Origin of the sequence: Pseudoalteromonas sp. ESRF-bin5, from assembly GCF_002632075.1 — a bacterium.
In the GTDB taxonomy this organism is placed as follows: domain Bacteria; phylum Pseudomonadota; class Gammaproteobacteria; order Enterobacterales; family Alteromonadaceae; genus Pseudoalteromonas; species Pseudoalteromonas marina.
Genome location: NZ_NTLW01000289.1, coordinates 1 through 18898 on the forward strand (window position 1 = coordinate 1; position 18898 = coordinate 18898).

20 protein-coding genes and 2 tRNA genes are annotated in these 18898 nt (G+C 37.9%); 14 read left to right on the forward strand and 8 right to left on the reverse strand.

All coding sequences use genetic code 11. From position 1 onward, the window contains the following. Positions 1 to 1971 (forward strand): transglutaminase-like domain-containing protein (locus tag BCG07_RS17890; RefSeq protein WP_286891365.1); only part of this gene is annotated, 1971 nt, incomplete at its 5' end. Between the two features lie 375 nt (positions 1972 to 2346). On the opposite strand, the gene ylqF is transcribed toward BCG07_RS17890, so the two are convergent. Next, on the reverse strand, positions 2347 to 3291 hold the full coding sequence (ylqF, locus tag BCG07_RS17895) for a ribosome biogenesis GTPase YlqF (RefSeq protein WP_010558085.1): 945 nt from the start codon (positions 3289 to 3291) through the stop codon (positions 2347 to 2349). Positions 3292 to 3382: 91 nt separating this feature from the next. Between ylqF and BCG07_RS17900 the strand changes: the two genes are divergently transcribed. Both BCG07_RS17900 and BCG07_RS17905 read left to right on the forward strand, forming a co-directional pair. Beyond that, on the forward strand, positions 3383 to 3919 hold the full coding sequence (locus tag BCG07_RS17900) for a YaeQ family protein (protein ID WP_277053857.1): 537 nt from the start codon (positions 3383 to 3385) through the stop codon (positions 3917 to 3919). Between the two features lie 22 nt (positions 3920 to 3941). Next, positions 3942 to 4547 carry a PGAP1-like alpha/beta domain-containing protein gene (locus BCG07_RS17905; protein ID WP_010558086.1) on the forward strand — a complete coding sequence of 202 codons (606 nt, stop codon included), beginning with the start codon at positions 3942 to 3944 and terminating at the stop codon, positions 4545 to 4547. Here the strand turns inward: BCG07_RS17905 and BCG07_RS17910 are convergent. Continuing rightward, the gene (locus BCG07_RS17910; protein ID WP_058552761.1) at positions 4544 to 4753 is read right to left on the reverse strand and encodes a hypothetical protein; all 210 of its coding nucleotides are present in this window, start codon (positions 4751 to 4753) and stop codon (positions 4544 to 4546) included. The genes BCG07_RS17905 and BCG07_RS17910 overlap by 4 nt on opposite strands. Positions 4754 to 5075: 322 nt before the next feature. Here BCG07_RS17910 and BCG07_RS17915 point away from each other — a divergent pair, with 322 nt between their 5' ends. Next, complete coding sequence (locus tag BCG07_RS17915; RefSeq protein WP_010558088.1) at positions 5076 to 5549, forward strand: Dps family protein; 474 nt, start codon at positions 5076 to 5078, stop codon at positions 5547 to 5549. Between the two features lie 69 nt (positions 5550 to 5618). Here the strand turns inward: BCG07_RS17915 and BCG07_RS17920 are convergent, their stop codons facing one another. The 3 genes from BCG07_RS17920 to BCG07_RS17930 form a co-directional block, all read right to left on the reverse strand. After that, entirely contained in the window at positions 5619 to 7694 is a 2076-nt protein-coding gene (locus tag BCG07_RS17920) for a S9 family peptidase (protein ID WP_286891367.1), read from the reverse strand. A gap of 144 nt (positions 7695 to 7838) precedes the next feature. Next, complete coding sequence (locus tag BCG07_RS17925) at positions 7839 to 8402, reverse strand: chitin-binding protein (protein WP_286891369.1); 564 nt, start codon at positions 8400 to 8402, stop codon at positions 7839 to 7841. 192 nt (positions 8403 to 8594) lie between these two features. Then, positions 8595 to 9251 (reverse strand): cytochrome b/b6 domain-containing protein, encoded by a 657-nt coding sequence (locus BCG07_RS17930; protein WP_286891370.1) that lies wholly within the window; start codon positions 9249 to 9251, stop codon positions 8595 to 8597. Positions 9252 to 9349: 98 nt separating this feature from the next. Between BCG07_RS17930 and BCG07_RS17935 the strand changes: the two genes are divergently transcribed. The 3 genes from BCG07_RS17935 (at position 9350) to BCG07_RS17945 (ending at position 11067) form a co-directional block, all read left to right on the forward strand. Further along, positions 9350 to 10054 (forward strand): AzlC family ABC transporter permease, encoded by a 705-nt coding sequence (locus tag BCG07_RS17935; RefSeq protein WP_008128327.1) that lies wholly within the window; start codon positions 9350 to 9352, stop codon positions 10052 to 10054. Then, complete coding sequence (locus BCG07_RS17940) at positions 10051 to 10350, forward strand: AzlD domain-containing protein (protein ID WP_006793840.1); 300 nt, start codon at positions 10051 to 10053, stop codon at positions 10348 to 10350. The genes BCG07_RS17935 and BCG07_RS17940 overlap by 4 nt, the downstream gene beginning before the upstream one ends. Positions 10351 to 10569: 219 nt before the next feature. After that, the gene (locus BCG07_RS17945; protein WP_010558094.1) at positions 10570 to 11067 is read left to right on the forward strand and encodes a glutathione peroxidase; all 498 of its coding nucleotides are present in this window, start codon (positions 10570 to 10572) and stop codon (positions 11065 to 11067) included. A gap of 115 nt (positions 11068 to 11182) precedes the next feature. On the opposite strand, the gene BCG07_RS17950 is transcribed toward BCG07_RS17945, so the two are convergent. Continuing rightward, on the reverse strand, positions 11183 to 11368 hold the full coding sequence (locus BCG07_RS17950) for a PA3496 family putative envelope integrity protein (RefSeq protein ID WP_010558095.1): 186 nt from the start codon (positions 11366 to 11368) through the stop codon (positions 11183 to 11185). Between the two features lie 381 nt (positions 11369 to 11749). On the opposite strand from BCG07_RS17950, the gene BCG07_RS17955 reads away from it, so the two are divergent. From BCG07_RS17955 to BCG07_RS17975, 5 genes are all read left to right on the forward strand, one after another. Next, on the forward strand, positions 11750 to 12547 hold the full coding sequence (locus BCG07_RS17955) for a YggN family protein (protein WP_006793837.1): 798 nt from the start codon (positions 11750 to 11752) through the stop codon (positions 12545 to 12547). An 864-nt stretch (positions 12548 to 13411) separates the two neighbouring features. Continuing rightward, positions 13412 to 13552: a hypothetical protein gene (locus BCG07_RS17960; protein WP_008128321.1), complete on the forward strand. Its 141-nt coding sequence runs from the start codon at positions 13412 to 13414 to the stop codon at positions 13550 to 13552. Positions 13553 to 13769: 217 nt separating this feature from the next. Next, positions 13770 to 13860 (forward strand) — tRNA-Ser (locus BCG07_RS17965). A gap of 49 nt (positions 13861 to 13909) precedes the next feature. Then, positions 13910 to 14002 (forward strand) — tRNA-Ser (locus BCG07_RS17970). A gap of 307 nt (positions 14003 to 14309) precedes the next feature. Continuing rightward, positions 14310 to 14798 (forward strand): RNA-binding protein, encoded by a 489-nt coding sequence (locus tag BCG07_RS17975; RefSeq protein ID WP_286891373.1) that lies wholly within the window; start codon positions 14310 to 14312, stop codon positions 14796 to 14798. Here BCG07_RS17975 and BCG07_RS17980 read toward each other — a convergent pair. Both BCG07_RS17980 and BCG07_RS17985 read right to left on the reverse strand, forming a co-directional pair. Next, positions 14782 to 15906, reverse strand: a complete 1125-nt coding sequence (locus BCG07_RS17980; RefSeq protein WP_286891374.1) for an aminotransferase class V-fold PLP-dependent enzyme — start codon at positions 15904 to 15906, stop codon at positions 14782 to 14784. The genes BCG07_RS17975 and BCG07_RS17980 overlap by 17 nt on opposite strands. Before the next feature lies 1 nt (position 15907). Then, positions 15908 to 17077, reverse strand: coding sequence for a PrnB family protein (locus BCG07_RS17985; protein WP_286891375.1), 1170 nt, complete (start codon positions 17075 to 17077; stop codon positions 15908 to 15910). Between the two features lie 127 nt (positions 17078 to 17204). On the opposite strand from BCG07_RS17985, the gene BCG07_RS17990 reads away from it, so the two are divergent. After that, positions 17205 to 17660 (forward strand): Lrp/AsnC family transcriptional regulator, encoded by a 456-nt coding sequence (locus tag BCG07_RS17990; RefSeq protein ID WP_008128312.1) that lies wholly within the window; start codon positions 17205 to 17207, stop codon positions 17658 to 17660. A 72-nt stretch (positions 17661 to 17732) separates the two neighbouring features. Next, the coding region (locus BCG07_RS17995; protein WP_286891377.1) for an MASE1 domain-containing protein at positions 17733 to 18898 on the forward strand (1166 nt) is incomplete at its 3' end.

Here is an 18898-nt window from a genome sequence, read left to right on the forward strand (position 1 = left end):
CGTTATGGTGACTGTAAAGATAAAACAACTCTACTCATTTCATTATTAGAAGCGATGAAAATAGAGGCATACCCTGCTCTTGTAGATACAGAAGAAACGAAGCGCTTAATAGAACTACCGGCCACAGCAAGCGTTTTTAACCACGTAATTGTAACTCTTGAGTACAAAGGCAAACGCTATTGGTTGGATCCAACCATTAGCTATCAACGAGGTACACTTCCCTATTTAGCGCAGCCCGATTACGGATATGCACTTATTATAAAAAATGGCGAAAATACATTAACGCCTATGGCACAAACTCCTGTGCATAAAAAGGTAACAGTAAACGATCAATTTTATATTCCTAAAACAGTAAAAGAACCGGTCCTATTTACTACCGAATATTCTTATGCCGAGTTTCAGGCTATTAATCGCAGAAGTAATTTAGCGCGCAACGGGCTAGACAGCGTTGCAAAATCATACTTTGAATACTACCAAGGTTTTTTTGACGAGCTCAAAATCGATAAACCCATGGCGGTAAGTGAAGACCAACAAACAGGTCAGTTTATCACTAGCGAGTCGTACCTTATTAGCCAGTTTTGGGAAAAAACCAGTGACGGATATGAAGCCGATTTTTACGCCTCTGAAATACAAAACAGTGTTTACGAGCCAAAGCAAACTAATCGCACAGACCCACTTTATTTTGAATACCCCAATATAATTGACACCAGCATAAAACTTCATTTTACTGAAAAAAACTGGGCGTTTGACAATAGCCAAGACGAGATTGATAACGACTACTTTTATTTAAAAACATCCGTTAGCTTTAATGATAATGTTTTAACGCTAAGCTATCATTTTTACGCAAAGAAAGACTATATTCCCGCTGATAAAATCAGCGACTACCTAGCGCAACGAAACAAACTTATTTCAGCCACGCACTACTCAATTTTAAAGTACGCAAACACAACCGAGGCGCCTCAAACAACGGCCGACATACTCGATAACCTTGGAGGTAACTGGCTTAAATACGCACTTGCCGGTTACCTTTTATTATTTATTTTCTTTATTGCAGACTGGCGACTCGAGTCGGCAAAGCGCCCTACTTTTGAAAATAACCCATTTTACGCTGTATCGGTTAGCAAGTTTATTATTTACAGCATTTTAAGCTTAGGTATTTATATTAACTATTGGTGCTACCGTAACTTTAAAGCTATAAAGCAGCACAGCAATGCCAATATAATGCCTATTGCTCGCGGTATTTTCGCCATTTTATGGTATTACCCCCTTTATCAAGCACTGAAGCAACACAGTGAATTGCAATCAAGTAAAAGTAAAATAATCCCAAGCTGGGGGGCTGCTGTTTTATTTTTATTAGTACTTGCAACCACATTGGTTTACCGCATGGAAGAATACGCCACTATCGCATTGCTGGTTATGCCTTTCCTATGGCTTCCATTAGTGAGTTACATAGAGCACGCAAACACCAACCAAAAAGCTTTGCATTACAACTCTTACTGGCGAGTCAGACAGTGCTTTATGTCTCTGGCGCTTGCGCCAATATTACTCTTCGGTGTACTTCAAGAAGCTAATATTTTACCTGGTAGCGCTATAATAAAAGGCGAAAAGTTATGGGCTTATCAAACTCACTTTTTAAAACGTAACCGCCTAACACCAGAAAATGAAGACGTTCTCTATTTTTATAGTGATGCCATGTTTGACTATCGAGACGATGGAAACGGAATAACTGATAATTATATTTTTAGCTACTATAAAAACGATGCTGGAAAGCTTGAGTCAGACCTTAGTCACTTTAATGACATTGATAAAATAGAAACCTCATACGGTAAAACTGAACTAGATAACACCACTATTAAAGTAATAAAAACAGATGGAAGTGATTTTTTACTTATTGTTAGCAGGTTTAATAAGCTCGATGAAGTGCTAGTTGATAAAATAAATTTACGCTTAAGTGAAAATAAAAAAGAGTAGTTATTTAACGCTAACATACCGATTTAAAAGAGAATAAAAAACGCGCATCAAGATAATGATAATTATTTGCATTTGAGTGTTGACAGATACTTAGATCTAATTGATAATCACTATCAACAAGGCAGAACATACAGCTTTGTAACGGAATGAATAACTTGTTTCTCGACCCTGAAACAACGTGTGGCGCACGTTAACAGCTATGGTTACTTGTTATCAACCGCAACGCCCCTTGATGTTGATGATAAGTAACCGCCCTACTATTTTACTTGCTACATTGCTCATATCGGTGACGGTAGATATGAAACTAAAAAAGCCCTTACGGGCTTTTTTTATGTCTGAAATTTAGTGAGCAACATACTCACATAAGCTCACAATTTAACGGCGGTTTTTTCGTGCGCGTGCACGGCGCTGTTTTTTCTCTTCTTCTTTAGCAGCTTTTTTAGCTTCTGCAGCGGCGCGTAATCCGGCAACCATTATTTCTTCTTCTTCACGCATGGCTGGTGTTTCCATGGTAATGCGACCAATAATGCCATCTCGAAGTTCGTTAATGAGTATTTCAGACATTTTATACGTGTCTATTTGATTACCACCACGAATACAACCACGCTTTTTACCCGCCATTTCCACAAATTCCCAATCGCTTTCTGGCAATTCGTTTAACTTATAGCGCGCTTTTAGTAGTTCAGGATAAGCATGCAGTAGATATTCAGCGGTGTAACTAGCAACTTCTTCGTACTCAAGTGCAGTGTCGCGTATTGCACCCGTTGCACCTAAACGATAACCTGAATTCTCGTTCTCTACTTTTGGCCAAAGCATGCCTGGCGTATCGTATAGCATAATGCCGTCTTCAAGCTTAATGCGCTGCTGCGCCTTGGTAACCGCAGGTTCATTACCCGTTTTTGCCACTATACGACCAGCTAATACATTAATTAATGTAGATTTACCCACGTTTGGAATACCCATGATCATAGCTTTTATTTGCTTATCGGCACCCACTTTATGCGGCACTAACTTTTTACAAAGCTCATTAATACGGTGTACTTCAGCGGCTTTATCATGACCAAACGCAATGGCTTTAACACCACTTTCTTGCTCAAAGTAGTCTTTCCATACTTGAGTCATTTTAGGATCAGCTAAATCAGCCTTATTTAAAATTTTGATGACCGGTTTGCCTTCACGAAGGGTTGTCACCATTGGATTTTCGCTACTATAAGGAATGCGTGCGTCAAGCACTTCAATGATCACATCCATTTGTGGCATTATTTCTTTAATTTCATTTCGGGCTTTATTCATGTGCCCAGGGAACCACTGGATAGCCATTTTTAACTCCTAACGTATATTTAAGCGCTATTTTAACTGGCAATTCATTTAATTGCGCTATACTGGCGAAAATATTTTTAGATTAGTTGTTATGGCTCTTAAATCAACCATTATGAAGGCACAATTATCGCTTAGCGATATGGATCGCCATGTTTATCAAGATACAAGTTTAACTCTGGCTCAGCATCCATCGGAAACTGACCAGCGGTTAATGATTCGCCTGCTCGCGTTTGCACTTAACTATTGTGATGGTTTAGAGTTTACCAAAGGGCTAAGTGCTGATGACGAGCCAGAGCTGTGGCACGTAAATTACAGTGAAGAAATAGAGCTTTGGATTGAGCTAGGCTTACCTGACGAAAAGCGCCTTAAAAAAGCCTGCAATAAATCTAAAAAAGTTATCCTTTATACCTACGGTGAAAACAACCAGGCTATATGGTGGCAAAAACACCAACCAAAATTGTACGAATTTAAAAATTTAAGTATTTTTAGTTTAGACTATGCAGCAACACAGGCACTTGCTGAGCTAGTTGATCGCAACATACAGCTTACAGTTACCATTCAAGATGGTGAGGTATGGGTTAACACTGATAATACGAATATTGAGATAAAACCACAGCAATTAATGTAATTGCAGTTGCTTGAGGGGTTATATGAAAGTTAAACACGTTATTGTTTTACATGGCTTGTATATGTCTGGCTTTGTTATGCGCCCCCTTTGCTCTAGGTTAGAGAGCTCAGGCGTTAACGTGTTAAACCTTACATACAATACTCTTGACCCAAATCGTGATGCTATTTTTACACAAATAGATGAGTTTATTGGTAACGAACCCACAGCCTTAGTATGCCACTCTATGGGTGGGTTAGTAGCTAGAGCTTACTTAGAAGCTAACTCAAGCGCGAGCCAATTCGTTACAAAAGTAGTGACGCTTGGTACTCCGCATCAAGGCAGTCACATTGCACAAAAAATGAAACAAAAAGGGTTTGAAGCTTTTTTAAAAAATAGCGTTGAGTTTTTACTCACACAAAATGGTAACTGGCCATTTAAAGCAAAGCTTTATAGTATTGCTGGCGACCTACCAATCGGCTTAATGCCTCTTATTGTAAAGGGTAGCAAGTCAGACGGCACGGTTCTTCTTGATGAAACTAAACTAAAAGGTATGGCAGAACACAAAGTGTTTCACTTAAGCCATACCAGTATGATTTACTCACGTGAAGTGGTCGATTATATTTTAAAGTGTTTAGGCGAAGGCAGTTAATCTTCTGCTGCCTCAGCTATTTTATAACTTAGTAAAACAATAACCCCGAGCACCAACGGAATTGGCGCAGCTATATAACCAAACACGTCTGAGTTAGCGATACTTGCACCCGCTAGATGAGCTACTAAACCAAGCACAAATGCCACCAGCGCAATACATACCACAATTAACTCTGCTTTATTTTGTTTGCCTGTTTTTGCATACATGTTCACTCTCCTAATTAATTCAACGCCATTATTATGCGCTTTCAAAAAGAGTGATTTTTGACCTAAATCAAAAAATAAATTAACAAATTTAATAACACCTTCTAGGCTTGTTTTAGATCATATTTTACCCAACAAACCACTTAAAAAATGAGGTGAATTTTAATAATTAGACCCCATGTCTATATAGCGAACAAAACTTATGTACCAGTCATTTAATAGGTTTTAACTATTAATTCTATAGATATAAACAATTTTACTAATCTAACTAAAAAAGTAATACTTTACTCAAGTTAACAAACAAACGGTTCTTAAGGAGCAAGTTATGTCACAAGTAAATGCAATTGGTTTAAACAGCGCAAAAAGCGACGACATTGTAAAATCACTTAATACTCTACTGAGTAGCTACCAAATACAGTATATGAATGCTCGTGGTTTTCACTGGAACATCAAAGGCCGTAACTTTTTTGAATTACACGTTAAGTTTGAAGAAATTTATAACCTGTTACTTTTGAAAGTAGACGAGATTGCAGAGCGTATTTTAACGCTCGATGGCGCGCCGTTACATGCATTTTCAGATTACCTTGAAGTAAGTGAAATAAAAGAAGCAAAAGGCATAAGTGATGGTGTTACTGCCGTAGAAAATATATTAGCGGGCTACAGTACATTAATTAAAAAGCAACGTGAGATTTTAAACCAAGCAGGTGATGCAGGCGATGAAGGTACAGCATCATTAATGGGAGACTACATCTCTGAACAAGAAAAACTAGTTTGGATGCTAAAAGCTTATTTGGATTAAGCTAAACGTTATTCTGATTTTGAAAGCCTCAGCTACCACTGAGGCTTTTTTGTTTATTTAACAAATGTATCATTCAACCAACGCAATAAAAAATGCCATTTCAAGTGCTTTTTCTTCCAAGCTTTTAAAGCGTCCAGATGCGCCGCCGTGACCTGCGTCCATATCGGTTTTAAATACCAATATATTATTATCTGTTTTGTATTCTCGCATTTTAGCAACCCACTTCATGGGCTCCCAGTACTGCACTTGCGAGTCATGTAGGCCGGTAGTGACTAATATATTAGGATAATTTTGTGCGCTTATATTGTCATAAGGCGAATACGCATCTATTACATTATAAAACTGTGGATCGTTTGGGTTTCCCCATTCATCGTACTCATTGGTGGTCAGTGGAATACTCTCGTCCAACATAGTGGTGAGTACATCTAAAAATGGCACATGACACCCTACACCACAATATAACTGTGGAGCTTGATTCAGCACCGCCCCCATAAGCAAGCCACCCGCACTACCACCGGATGCAAATACTTTGCTGCTATCACAGTATTTTTGTTCAACCAGCGCTTTTGTTACGTCGATAAAATCACTAAAACTATTTTGTTTATGTGTTTTTTTACCTTGCTCATACCAATTGCGGCCTAGCATTTCGGAACCACGCACATGTGCAATGACATAAACAAAACCACGGTCAAGTAAGCTGAGCGACGTGCTAGAGAAGCTCGGATCAATGGTGTAACCATAAGCCCCATACCCATATTGAAACAATGGGTTGGTGCCATCTCTTTTAAAACTATCTTTTCGGTATACAACAGATGCAGGTATTTTGACGCCATCACGCGAAGTAATCATCAGCCGCTCAGACTTATAATCTGTGGCTTTAAAGTCACCTAATACCTTTTGCTGTTTAAGCAATGTTTTTTCACCCGTTATAAGGTCAACGTCGTACAAAGAACCAGGAGTGGTTAAGCTTGAGTAATAAATGCGCGCCGTTTTAACATTGGGCTCTGGGTTCATTGCAACAGCAGCGTAATAGCAAGGATCGTCGAACTCAAGCGCCATACGCTTGCCTTCTTTATTTACTACAACAAAACGTGCTTGTCCTTGCTCTCGTTCGCTGAGGACTAAAAAATCATTAAAAAGCTCAACGCCTTCAAGTAATACATGTTCCCTGTGGGCTGTATGCTCTTGCCACTGAGTTTTATCTGCAATGGTCTGCTCGGTTGCAGTCATCAATCTAAAGTTTTTAGCTTGCCAGTTGGTGACAATATAAAATGTGTCACCTAACTTATCGACATCAAACTCATGGCCCTCTTCTCTTTGCATGAGTGCGCTAAATTGACCTTGCGGATTATTGGCATCAAGCACCCATGTGTCGTTAGACTCAGTAGACGCCAAATCAATTATAATTAGCGCTTCATCTCGGCTTTTACCCAGTCCCATAAAAAAGCTGCTGTCTTGCTCTTCATACACCAACACATCTTGGCTTTGCGCACTTCCCAGCTCATGCCTAAATACTTGGTACCCTAATAAAGTTTGCAGATCTTTTTTAACATAAAAAACGGTTTTATTGTCGTTTGCCCAAACAACTTGCCCTTCTGTATTTTCAAGCTCATCAGTGAGCATTTCACCTGTTGATATATTTTTAAAACGAACGTTATAAATACGGCGACCCTCAGTATCTTGTGAATATGCCATAAGCTGCTCATTAGGGCTTAATGCAACTTCCCCAAGGTCAAAAAATTCAAAATCTTGTGCAAGTTCGTTTACATCTAGCAAAAGGGCTTTATTTTCAGCTTTAATACTTGTGCTACGATAATGACGCGCATATTCATCGTCACCGCGCACTTCAGAGTGATACCAGTATTTTCCATCTTTGACGGGCACGGAATTGTCGTCTTTTACAATACGCGCTTTTAACTCTTCGAATAAGGTATTTTGCAAGGGTTTAATACATGCTAATTGCTCATCGCAATAGTTATTTTCTGCTTGTAAATGTGCGAGTACTTTTTCATTTTTTCGCTCATCATCACGCATCCAATAGTAATGGTCGGTTCTTTTTTTATTATGTGTAGTTAATGTGTGGGGCTGCTTTTCAGCAACAGGGAAATGAGGCAACAAGCGTAAAGAGTAGTCTGAACTAGGCACAAATAAACCAAATTAAAGAAGTAATAATGCTCGCAGTTTATCATAAAAATAAAAAAGCCCACTCAATAGTTGAGTGGGCTTAAAGGCAACCGATTTATTCCTAAACCTGTAATACCTATGGGAAGAAACATGTAATTAACTAATTTATAATTGCAGCCAAGCCATAGCCCAACTTTTACCTATCCCTGGTTCAAATATTGAATGTGTATCCTTTGCTTTTCGACAAAACTCGTTAAAAGGCCAAGGCCTACATTGATATATGCAACCATCTTTAGGCTGTAACACCTTAGTACCTGCGTTATAGCGTTCACTATGCTCAGGGTAAACATACTCATACAAGCTTTGAGTACTCACGTCATGATCGTCGCATTTTGCAATACAATGAAAATCAATATGCGCTTTGCATATACCGCTACTTTGCAATGCAAAGATTTTATTATTCCGATAAGCGACTACTAAACCGTGTTCAGTCATTTTTCCTGCACTAACCAAAGGAATGTGAACATTAATGTATTCTGCTATCAAACGCGGCCAAGCGTGAGGCTCCCCTTGTTCAAATGAAGTAATTTTAAAATCAAACGATAAGCTAATTAGCTCTCCTTGCATGTCATAAAAAGTTACTTTCACCACATCACCAATAAATAATTGAGTGTGATGATTTAAGCAACCAATTGTTGACCATTCCCCGCAGGCCAACGACGTATGCATAAACACGGCTACACCTTAAGAGTGACATAGTTTATTCACTATGAATAAACAACAAGCACCAATAACAAGTAATACTGCAAACCACTAACTTGCCAAGGAAGGGTTAATTATAAATACCCACCCCCTAACAATCAAACAAAAGAATGTAACCGAGATTTACAACCAGTAATTAAGGACCACTTTAAAGCGAATTTATCCAAATAAGTACTGTAAAGGCTCTTGCCCCCAAGTAAATGCGAGTACAATTAGTAAGCCTGCAAATATAGCCCACGCGAGCCAAGGCGACTTAGTTACGGAGCTTTTTACACCGTTTGATTTTGATGCTTTTTCTCCAGTAATCATTGCTTTTACTAAAGGCTTACCTTTAATTTTGTACACAACAATTGCCGCTATATGCAAGCCTATTGCATACAGTAATATGTCAAAATTGAGGTGATGCAGCCAATTAGCAAAATCGACCGTATCACTCGATACATATTCAACAAGCGGGCCGTCAGTTAAAATACCGTCGCTACTCATCAACCCGGTAACTAATTGCGTTGATATAAGCGTAAAAAAAGCAAGAACCATATAGCTACCAGGAGCAGAGTGCCCAATGGTGTCAATCGGTTTTTTAAGCCCCTGTAACACAGCCTTAGGTGAGTGAAACAAGCCACTTAATTTTGCTGTTCGGCTACCAACAATCCCCCATACTATTCGCGTAACAATGAGCGCTAAAGTAAAGAACCCAGCAACAAAATGCAGCTCAATCATGCCTTCCTCTACACTAAAATATAAAACGGCAATACTAATGACTAACAGCCAATGAAAACACCGTATAAACCCATCCCATACTTTTATCGTCGTCATTGTGTTTACCCTCTAAAAAACAGTATTATTAAAATGTTAATCAACCTCATAATAAGGTGTCATTATCTGCCATTCTACAAGCCAGCAAGGTAAATGCTATGCAACCAGTTAAAAAAGCGATAATAAAAGGCTTTTTAGATATGCTTCCGCTTTGCTTAGCCGTTATTCCATGGGGAATACTCTGCGGCTCTTTAGCTATTCAAAATGGATTTACAGCTCTTGAAACACAAGCCATGTCGTTACTGGTTTTTGCAGGTTCAGCTCAACTTGTCGCTATTGAACTTATGGCGGGTAACACCCCCTTACTTACCATATTATTCACTACGTTTATAATTAGCTCTCGGCATTTTTTATATGGACTTGCTGTTAGACATAAAGTCATAGATCAACCAATGCGATGGCGCCTACCTGTTAGCTTTGTATTAACCGATGAATTATTTGCGTTTTCTCATCACCGCAAAGCTTATCGCACAAAAGTGCGTTTAGTTTATGCGCTTAGTGCAGGCTTTAGTTTTTACATCGCATGGAATATATGGACATTAATAGGCATTGTTGCAGGATCTATGCTTCCTGATTTAACTAACTTAGGGCTCGACTTTGCAATTGCAGCTACTTTTATCGCCTTGGTTATTCCAGGTATTAAAAATACCGCCTCTTTAGTGACTGTTATTGTGGCAGGTATTACTGCTACGTGGTTAAAAAGCACAGGGTTTGAATTATGGCTAGTGTGCTCCGCATTATTAGCAATGAGTGCAGGCTATACAACGGCAAGGCTAACAGCGAAAAAGGACACTAAAACATGATGACCACTATTTTACTCATGGCCTGCATTACGTTTTTTACGCGTTATTTATTTTTACACCGTGCATTGCCTTTTAAAGTGGGCCCTAAAATGCAGCAATTTTTAAGCTTTAGTGCACCGGCCGTGCTTACCGCTATTTGGGTTCCTATTGTATTTTTGGGTGACGAAGGCATAAACCTGCATTGGCAAAACCCTTACTTAAGTGCCGCTATTGTAGCCATTATTGTAGCTTATAAAACACACAACATTTATTACACAACACTTGCCGGTATGGGTTTGTTTCTAATTTTAAATTAGGGCTTATTACCCTCTAAAGTTAAGTTTTAGCAGCCTGAGGATTGTTTATTATTTTTCACCTACAAGGATGTGGAATTAGGTATAATCAATACGCAAAATTTAGCTCAAACTATACCAAGGCCGTTAGGTCACATACCTCGCTCCACGAATAAACTTTATACTTTATGTAAAACCTTTACCGCGTTAAAATATGCCTAACAACAATAATAAGAAGCCACCATGCAAAAGTTTCATCAATTAAGCGCAACAAGTCTACAAGGCCAACCTATTAACTTTGATGACTTTGAGGGAAAAGTTGTACTCATTGTTAATACTGCAAGTAAATGCGGATTTACCTACCAGTACGCATCTTTACAAGCGCTTCATGAAAAGTACGCCAGTCAAGGACTTGTGATTATAGGCTTTCCGTGCAATCAATTTGGCCAACAAGAACCTGGAGATGCGTCGCAAATAGAGCAAGGGTGCTTAATAAATTACGGAGTCAGTTTTTTAATAACAGACAAAGTTGATGTGAATGGAAAAAATGCACACCCTGTATTTCGCTTTTTAAAATCAGCTTTACCGGGGTTTTTAACTCGAAAAATAAAATGGAATTTCACTAAGTTTTTGATTGCAGCCGATGGCACACCAATTAAGCGCTATGCCCCTTTTACTAAGCCAGAAAAGATAGAGCTCACTATACAAAAAGCATTAAGTAAGGCTAAAAGCACACAGTAAAAAGTAATAAAGAGGCTATTAGCCTCTTTATTACCAATGTAACAACTGCTTAAGCGTACTTGTCTGTGCACTTAGCTGCCGTTATTAATTGGTATTGTATTTATACTAGTGCAATTTAATCAATGTAATCGCTTAAGTCATCTTCGCCTAGATTTTTGCGCAAGCGTTTTTGCTCAAGGTAGTCTTCCAACTTTTTCTTAACCTTTTGCTTGTTTTTATCATGTTGATTTCGACCGACCATTTCGTATTCGTCTTCAACAAAATCATCATCTAGCGCATCGTAACTAAATGTCTTACCCACAACCCACTCCATAAAGTGTTTGAGACCAATTACGCTTTAATTAATGTAATTGGTAAATTAAAAAATTTAACACCAATATGCTGTGCAAATTAGCATCAAAGTAAAGCCACAAAGCCATAGTAAATAGCCTTCATGTCATTAATGTGAATAAATAGCGCTAAATTGCAATTGTGGAAAGTGAGAGTTTTTTATCGTATCGATAAAATTTTTTTATAAATTTATATTCGTTGGTGAATTTCACTAAAATATAGTCTAATAATAAAAACAAAACAGACCTTTAAACCCAGCAAAAAACACAAGCCATTGCTTTTGTTGATAAAAAAATAGTGGCACCAAACTTGTTATTAGTTATTTGTTATCAACAAAAAATAGAGTCATCACATGAAAAAATTACTATTAGTTAGCGCGTTAATCTGTACACCTGTTGCTATGGCACACAACGATAATGATTCAACAATTTCATTTAGCAACGATCAATGCGACGTAGAGTTTAAAAATGATGTTCGCATCAAGCCAAACGAACTAGAAATTTTTACAGCAAAAAACCAAGCTATGCAATTCAACAGCAATGGCGATTTAATGGTAAACGGTGAGTTTGTAGCGCTTAATAACTCACAACGCCAAGCTCTTACTCAATACTCTGATAGCTTACGTATACAGCTACCCGAAGTCGCTAATATTGCATTAGACGGCGTAAAAATCGCCGGTGTTGCTTTAGAAGAAGTCGGTAATGCTTTTAACATTAATGGCTTAGACGATATGTCATCGTTAATGGACGATATACGCGTAGAAGTAGAAAACACGTTTTATCAAGAAGGCACCTTTGTTATGGGCCAGCAAAGTTTTAACCAATTTGGTGAAAACTTTGAGCATCAGTTTGAAAAACAAATAGAAACAGCCGTTGAATCAGCAGTCATGCAATCTATGGGTAGTATCCTGGTCGCGCTTGGATCGGAGTTATTAGGTTCTGGCGGCGATATGGATGCATTCGAAGAACGCATGGAAAATATGGGCGCACAAATTGAAGAGAAAGTAGAGTTACACGCGAACAACTTAGAGCAACGAGCTAATTCGTTATGCGGTAATTTTGCTGAAATTGCAAAACAAGAAGAGCAGCTAGTAACGTTAGTTCCTGAGCTAGAAGGTTATCAATTATTTACCTTTAAACACGTTAAATAACCCGCAATTAACTCACTATATTTAACATCCCTTCAGCAGCATTTTATTTTATTGAATGCTGCTTTTTTGTATCTGTTCTATCTCTTTTTTCTCGTTTATGTTGTTCGGCTCAGAATAAGGGCCATTGGTCTAGTTAGTACTTGCCTAAGTAAACAACTCTATGGCTTTATACAAACATAGACTGCGTTCGTTATTTATCGTTATAAACAATAAAGATAAAAGCAGCGTTTTTATGAGCATAAATTTAACTCATATGCCCCCCGGTTTTTGATAACACTAAAGATTTAATCATCCAATTTTTAGTGGCTAAGCAAGACTAAAATATTCAGCAAGCAATTTGCTTCAAAATTTATGCCCTTAGCAAAAAGCTGAGAGGCTCCATCCCCAGTTAGACACGTTTAAACGTAACTAACACTAAAGCGCCTGCCTCATAGCAGGCGCTTTTTATTTATTAGAGAAGCACTCTATTAAAAAACCGTATTTTTAAGTCAATTACTATTTTAAATATCAAATTAACGACGATTTTTAATGCACTAAGCATAACCACTAGCTGCTATAAAAAAACCACAAAAATAACAATTAAAAACCAAAATAAAATAATCTGAATAATTACCCATTTAAAACAATCGAATATGCATAAATAAAAAACAAAACCAGTAAAAACACTTTTAAAACAACAAACTAAAAAACAACCGAGTAAAATAAAAATTAAAAACAGAAAAAACACAATTAAACATTTGATTAACAACCACTACTTCAGATAAAAATAACTAATGCCTCACAGGTAATTTTTATCGTTTTATCTTTGTACACTTTGCATGCAAAATGCGCATGTTTTCAACAGACCTAAACCGGAGCCAAGTGATGAACCCTATAAATACATTAAACCAAACAGCAAACACACAAATTGCAGTTAAACCAACCAACCGAAAAGCAAAAATGCTAGCTAGGCTTAATACCCTTGGTAAAAAATTAGCACTTGGCGGCGCAGCGCAATATAAATAATCACCCAACCATGGTTATTTATTCGGTGCAGCAAACACCCAACCACTAAAAAGTCTCTTTTTTAGCTCCCACAGTTTGCTGCAACCTCTTTATTTTATTAATAATTGCCTTAATTTCCCCTAATTTGTAAAAAAACACGTATTTACGTCTATTTTTTAGGCAAACAGACATTTTGCTATTTACACACCCCCATCACCTAAGTATTATTCTGCGTCACGGAGAGATGGCAGAGTGGTCGAATGCACCGGTCTTGAAAACCGGCATAGGTTTGTAGCCTATCTAGGGTTCAAATCCCTATCTCTCCACCATATTTTAGTTGGTGGTTTTTTATATCATCAATACAACCGGTTATGCGTTGGAGAGGTGTCCGAGTGGCCGAAGGAGCTCCCCTGCTAAGGGAGTATAGAGTTTGTAGCTCTATCGAGGGTTCGAATCCCTCCCTCTCCACCATATACTATATATAAACCACTTAATTGTGGTTTTTTTGTGCCTAAATTTTAACACTAATACTAAATTGGACGGTGAGACCCTCGACAGGGTTCGACAAAATGTCTGGAACATTTTGGGCCGCTGCAAGCGTCGCACAGCGATTGATTACATGGATGAAAGCAAGTCTATTCCCCTTTCTCCACTATATGCTAGATATAAACCACTTAACTGTGGTTTTTTGTGCCTAAAATTTATAAAAATTAAACAAATTGTAACCCGCTATGACTTAGTGCATTATTACTAAAACGATAGCCACTTTAGGTTTGCTATGAACAGGTTCATATTGTTAATTACATGCACAGCGCTACCTTTTTTTTCTTTTTCGCAAAATACAACGGTATACAAGTGTGTAATTAAAGGTGTTCCTACCTTTAGCCAAACACCTTGCTCAAAAGATGCCGAACAGATCACACTAAAAGAAATCAATATAATTGAAGCCTATAAAAGCCCCACTCAAGCAAATAATGTAATAGATAGTTCTGTAGACAATTTTTTAGAAGTTCAGCAAATAGAACGTGAAATAAGCAAGCTACTATTAACACTTAAACAAACAGAAAAAACCTACCAAGAGCAAGTAAAGCAAGCCAGCTATGTTACACAAGATCAGGCTAACCGGTTAGGCGCCTCTTCTATTGCTGACGCCATTGCTAAAAAAACAGCGCCAATTACCAGCGCATATGAATCAAAGGTTACGCGTACACAACAACAAATAGATGCTTTACGTCAACGAAAGCAGTTGCTTAGTCAAATTCCTTAAGCGCTTGCTTTATGGTATTGATAAGCGCGTTTACATCTTTTTTCGTTGTGTAAATATGCGGTGAGACTCGTATTCCGTGTTTGCGCTCGTCAACACTCATGTTTGCTTTACCCAGCGCTGCTAATATTTGCTGCTGTTTATTCTTAAAAAACAAAATAACGGTACCACTACATTGATTGCTTTGTATTGGTGATACAACAAATTCACTTAAATGCTGATGAATATTCGAAATCATCGCGAGATTATGCTCTCTTACCTTTCTAACTGTTAGATCTGCAAAGTAATTTATACTATTCACAGCAATCACGTACGGGGCTATAGAAGGGGTGCCTCCCCAAAATCTCAGCGCGCTGTGATGATAACTAAAATGGTTAATATTAAACTCAAAGGGATCTTCATGAGAAAACCACCCCACATCTTTTGGCTTACACTGCTCCAGCTGGTTTTGATTAACCCATAAATAGGCTGCACCTGGCCCGCCGCACAACCATTTAACGCTTGAGCCAATCATGAAATCGGCATCAAGCGTTGTTAAATCAATAGGCAACACTCCAGCAGATTGCGCCACATCTATTATTGAAAGGCTCTTAGTCATCTTACTGCGTAATACAATATCGCTTATCGGTGCTTGAACCCCCGTATTTGAATAAACATGGCTTACAAACACCATATCTATATCGGATGTTAAATAACGCTCCCATACAGCTACATCGCTTAGGTCTTCTTCTTCAGGAATAAACGTTATTTCTGCACAACGCGGTAACGCCTTTTGCATTACAAACCCCATACTTGGAAAGTCGCTTTGTGCCATAAGCACTTTGCAGCGTGCTTGTTGTAATTGAGGGTGCGACATAACTAACTTAGTTAAACCGCTTGATAAGTTAACTTGCGGGCAAAATTGTGAACTTGGCGAATTAAATAACTTACCTAGTGCAGAAGTAAACGCATCTATTTGAGGTAACCATTGTTGCCATGGCTCTTTATTTGAATCTTGCCATGGTGATAGATAGTGCTCTGTAAAGTACTGTTGAGAACTTTTTAGTGGCCTGCCGACGGAGTGGCTTAAAAAGTAGCAACCTTCAGATATACAAAAATCATTTTTAAGCATATTACTTCACCCACTCTTTTAATGAATTGAGATCATCAAACCGCGTTTTTATATCGTCCCTTTTTGCCGCTGCGCGTCTATCCCTCAACTTTTCTAACGAATCGAGTAATACATGAAGTGGCGGTCCACTTGCCGTTACTTTACTTAAATGTTGCTCGTGCATTTGCTTTGACGGTTGCGCAATAAATTTTTCTACTAATTGGTTATGATGTCCGATTGCTGTGTCACCATGTAACTTACATACTTGCATAAATAGCTTTCCATGTGATTTAAACCAGTTGCTATTTTTATATTGCTGCGCCTGTAAAAAATCGTCCATAAAGCTTTGTATTCGCATTGACTCTCTTAATATTTGCTGATCTTCTGGCATCATATACAAAAACTTATCCACCAGCATTTGTGAGTAGCTTGGCTCATTTGCACTACAAAGACCAAGCAACATATCAATTACGTTAATTCCGGCAAAATCGCCTGCGTTTGCACCTCGATAAATCTCTTTACCAACACGGTATGGTTTGTAGTAAGGGCGAACGCAGTTAAAAAAACGATCTGTATCTAATTGTGTGTAAAGTGCATTATTAGATTCAATTACATCAATGAGCGCGTACTTTGCAGCCTTTAATAATTCACCACACAAAGGGTGCGAAATACCCAGTGGTACTATCTTTAATAAAGCATCACTTGCTCGCTTGTAGGCTAAAATACCTTGAGTGTTATAATCTAAAAAAAGTTTTTCATCAGGTAAATTAGTAAAGCGCTTATAGGTGCCATTAACAGCTTTATTGTGGGTGGTTAAATGCGCGGTAGCAAACCGCGGTGTTACACCAATCGACGCACCAATATGCATTGCCAATGCCGATGCCTCTACCAAAGGTGAAGTAGTTTCTCTACTGGGCTCAGTTATTTCATGGCGGCGACATGCAGCCATGAATAATCCAACATTGCCTAATAAATCAAATGCACGATCAAACCCTTGATCGGTATTTCCTTCTGCTAACAAGTGTGAAATTAATACATTGCCTTGCCTTTTTAATTGTTGCTTTAATTTCTCACCAACACCTTCAACATTTGCTTTATCGAATTGCTGCCAATAAAGCAGCTCTAATTCAGTATTTATCTCTACAAACTCAGTGCGTATCCAATCATCAAATGTGGCCGTATGTGTATTCATTATTTTGCTCTATTATTTTTATATTTAAATGCTAACAGAGTAACGTGAGCGTAAATCATCAAAAAACAAAGTGAAAGTGTCTATAATTAGTGATAATCACTAAAAATTTAAAAATAGATAACAATAAATGTTAGATAAAAAAGATCAGCAAATACTCACAGCACTACAAGAAAATGCCAGAATATCGGTTTCAGATTTAGCAAATACGATTAGCTTGTCTGATACGCCTTGCTTAAGGCGAATCAAAAAACTTGAAAAAGAGCATGTTATTACGGGCTACCACGCGTCAATTAATCCTAAAAAACTTGAACTGAACGTATTGGTATATGCTTTTATTAGGCTAAATCAAAATTCTGTTAGCGCGGCAGACTTATTTGAACAGTCGGTAGAAAAGCTACCTCATGTATTAGAGTGCAGTGTAATATCAGGTAGCTATGATTATTTACTAAAAATTATTGCTAACGATCTTGAAAGCTATGAACAATTTGTTAAACATCGGTTAGGTAGTTTGAGCTGCATAGCGAATATAGAGTCAACGGTGGTACTTAAGCAGTCGTTCACTAAAAAGCAGCTTCCGCTATAAAAGTACGGCAAATACAAAGTTGTTAGCTATACTGATATTTCTTAAACAGAAACATAGATATATGGATATTATGTGAAAATATTCGCCTCAACCTCTCAATCAATTATTTTCTACATATTATTCGCCCTCGCTTATTACTTACTGGGCGTTGGACTTACTGCGTTTGCATTTAACTCGCAAATAGTCCCTATCTGGTTACCGGCAGGTATTGCTTTAGTTGGTTGTTATATATGGTGGTGGCGTTTTATACCGCCTTTATTTGCAGCAGCAATTGCATTTAACTTAAATATATTCGATAACTCAGCTCATGAAATAATGCTGGTCGGCAATACGTTTACTCAGGCCATTTACATTGCCCTTGGCGTTATTATCCAAGCTATGGTCGGTGCCGCAATATTAAGGTATTGGTTGGGAAATCCGCTTTATTTTCGTAAACGAAAATACATTGCTTATTTTATTGCTGTAGTTGCTGTTTTAGTAAGCTTACTATCATCAAATATTGGTGTATTTGCGTTAAGTAACTTTAACCCACTTTATAGTATTGAGGACCATTGGCTTCATGTTATTTATTGGTGGTTAGGAGATATATTAGGGGTACTTATTGCCTCACCTTTTTTATTGTCGCTACTGCCCAAAGCACCTGGACAACGCAAAGTCTTAGCCTTTGAAACCATTGCAGTTTGCTCTATTTTATTTATATCTGTGGCGCTTACAGCACAAATTTACGAACGCGAAAACAGCAAAAATACAATTAAAATTGCAGAGCGAGAAGTTGAAGTTATTGAAAACAGTTTATACAGGTATATAAATCAAAGTATTATCGCCGTGCAAAGCTTAGCAAGCCAAGTACAATCATCACCTGAGTTTAATGAGCAAGACTTTTACGCTTCAGCAAATAAACTACTTGAAAAGCATTCATTTATTAAAGCATTGTCTTGGAATGTACAAATAACACAAGCGCAGCGCCAAACACTCAGTAATACAATGTCAACAATTTATCGGCAAAATATAAACATTGTTGGTGATCCTCTCGAAGATGATGACCCTCTAGTGGTTGTTAAATATATAGCTCCTTTAGAAAGTAACCAAAAGGCGGTTGGCTTTAATGTATATTCAAACCCAGATCGAAAAACATCTTTGCAAAATCCAGCTATCAAATATTTACCTATCAGCACTAAAATCATTCAATTAGTCCAAACAAAAACACCAACACCCGCCTATCTACTATTTGCGCCTGT

Bases quoted from the DNA above. Each gene is read 5' to 3' on its own strand.
- ylqF (WP_010558085.1), bottom strand. From the start codon at position 3,291: ATGGCTATCCAGTGGTTCCCTGGGCACATGAATAAAGCCCGAAATGAA.
- BCG07_RS17900 (WP_277053857.1), top strand. From the start codon at position 3,383: ATGGCTCTTAAATCAACCATTATGAAGGCACAATTATCGCTTAGCGAT.
- BCG07_RS17905 (WP_010558086.1), top strand. From the start codon at position 3,942: ATGAAAGTTAAACACGTTATTGTTTTACATGGCTTGTATATGTCTGGC.
- BCG07_RS17910 (WP_058552761.1), bottom strand. From the start codon at position 4,753: ATGTATGCAAAAACAGGCAAACAAAATAAAGCAGAGTTAATTGTGGTA.
- BCG07_RS17915 (WP_010558088.1), top strand. From the start codon at position 5,076: ATGTCACAAGTAAATGCAATTGGTTTAAACAGCGCAAAAAGCGACGAC.
- BCG07_RS17925 (WP_286891369.1), bottom strand. From the start codon at position 8,402: ATGCATACGTCGTTGGCCTGCGGGGAATGGTCAACAATTGGTTGCTTA.
- BCG07_RS17930 (WP_286891370.1), bottom strand. From the start codon at position 9,251: ATGACGACGATAAAAGTATGGGATGGGTTTATACGGTGTTTTCATTGG.
- BCG07_RS17935 (WP_008128327.1), top strand. From the start codon at position 9,350: ATGCAACCAGTTAAAAAAGCGATAATAAAAGGCTTTTTAGATATGCTT.
- BCG07_RS17940 (WP_006793840.1), top strand. From the start codon at position 10,051: ATGATGACCACTATTTTACTCATGGCCTGCATTACGTTTTTTACGCGT.
- BCG07_RS17945 (WP_010558094.1), top strand. From the start codon at position 10,570: ATGCAAAAGTTTCATCAATTAAGCGCAACAAGTCTACAAGGCCAACCT.
- BCG07_RS17955 (WP_006793837.1), top strand. From the start codon at position 11,750: ATGAAAAAATTACTATTAGTTAGCGCGTTAATCTGTACACCTGTTGCT.
- BCG07_RS17960 (WP_008128321.1), top strand. From the start codon at position 13,412: ATGAACCCTATAAATACATTAAACCAAACAGCAAACACACAAATTGCA.
- BCG07_RS17975 (WP_286891373.1), top strand. From the start codon at position 14,310: ATGAACAGGTTCATATTGTTAATTACATGCACAGCGCTACCTTTTTTT.
- BCG07_RS17980 (WP_286891374.1), bottom strand. From the start codon at position 15,906: ATGCTTAAAAATGATTTTTGTATATCTGAAGGTTGCTACTTTTTAAGC.
- BCG07_RS17985 (WP_286891375.1), bottom strand. From the start codon at position 17,077: ATGAATACACATACGGCCACATTTGATGATTGGATACGCACTGAGTTT.
- BCG07_RS17990 (WP_008128312.1), top strand. From the start codon at position 17,205: ATGTTAGATAAAAAAGATCAGCAAATACTCACAGCACTACAAGAAAAT.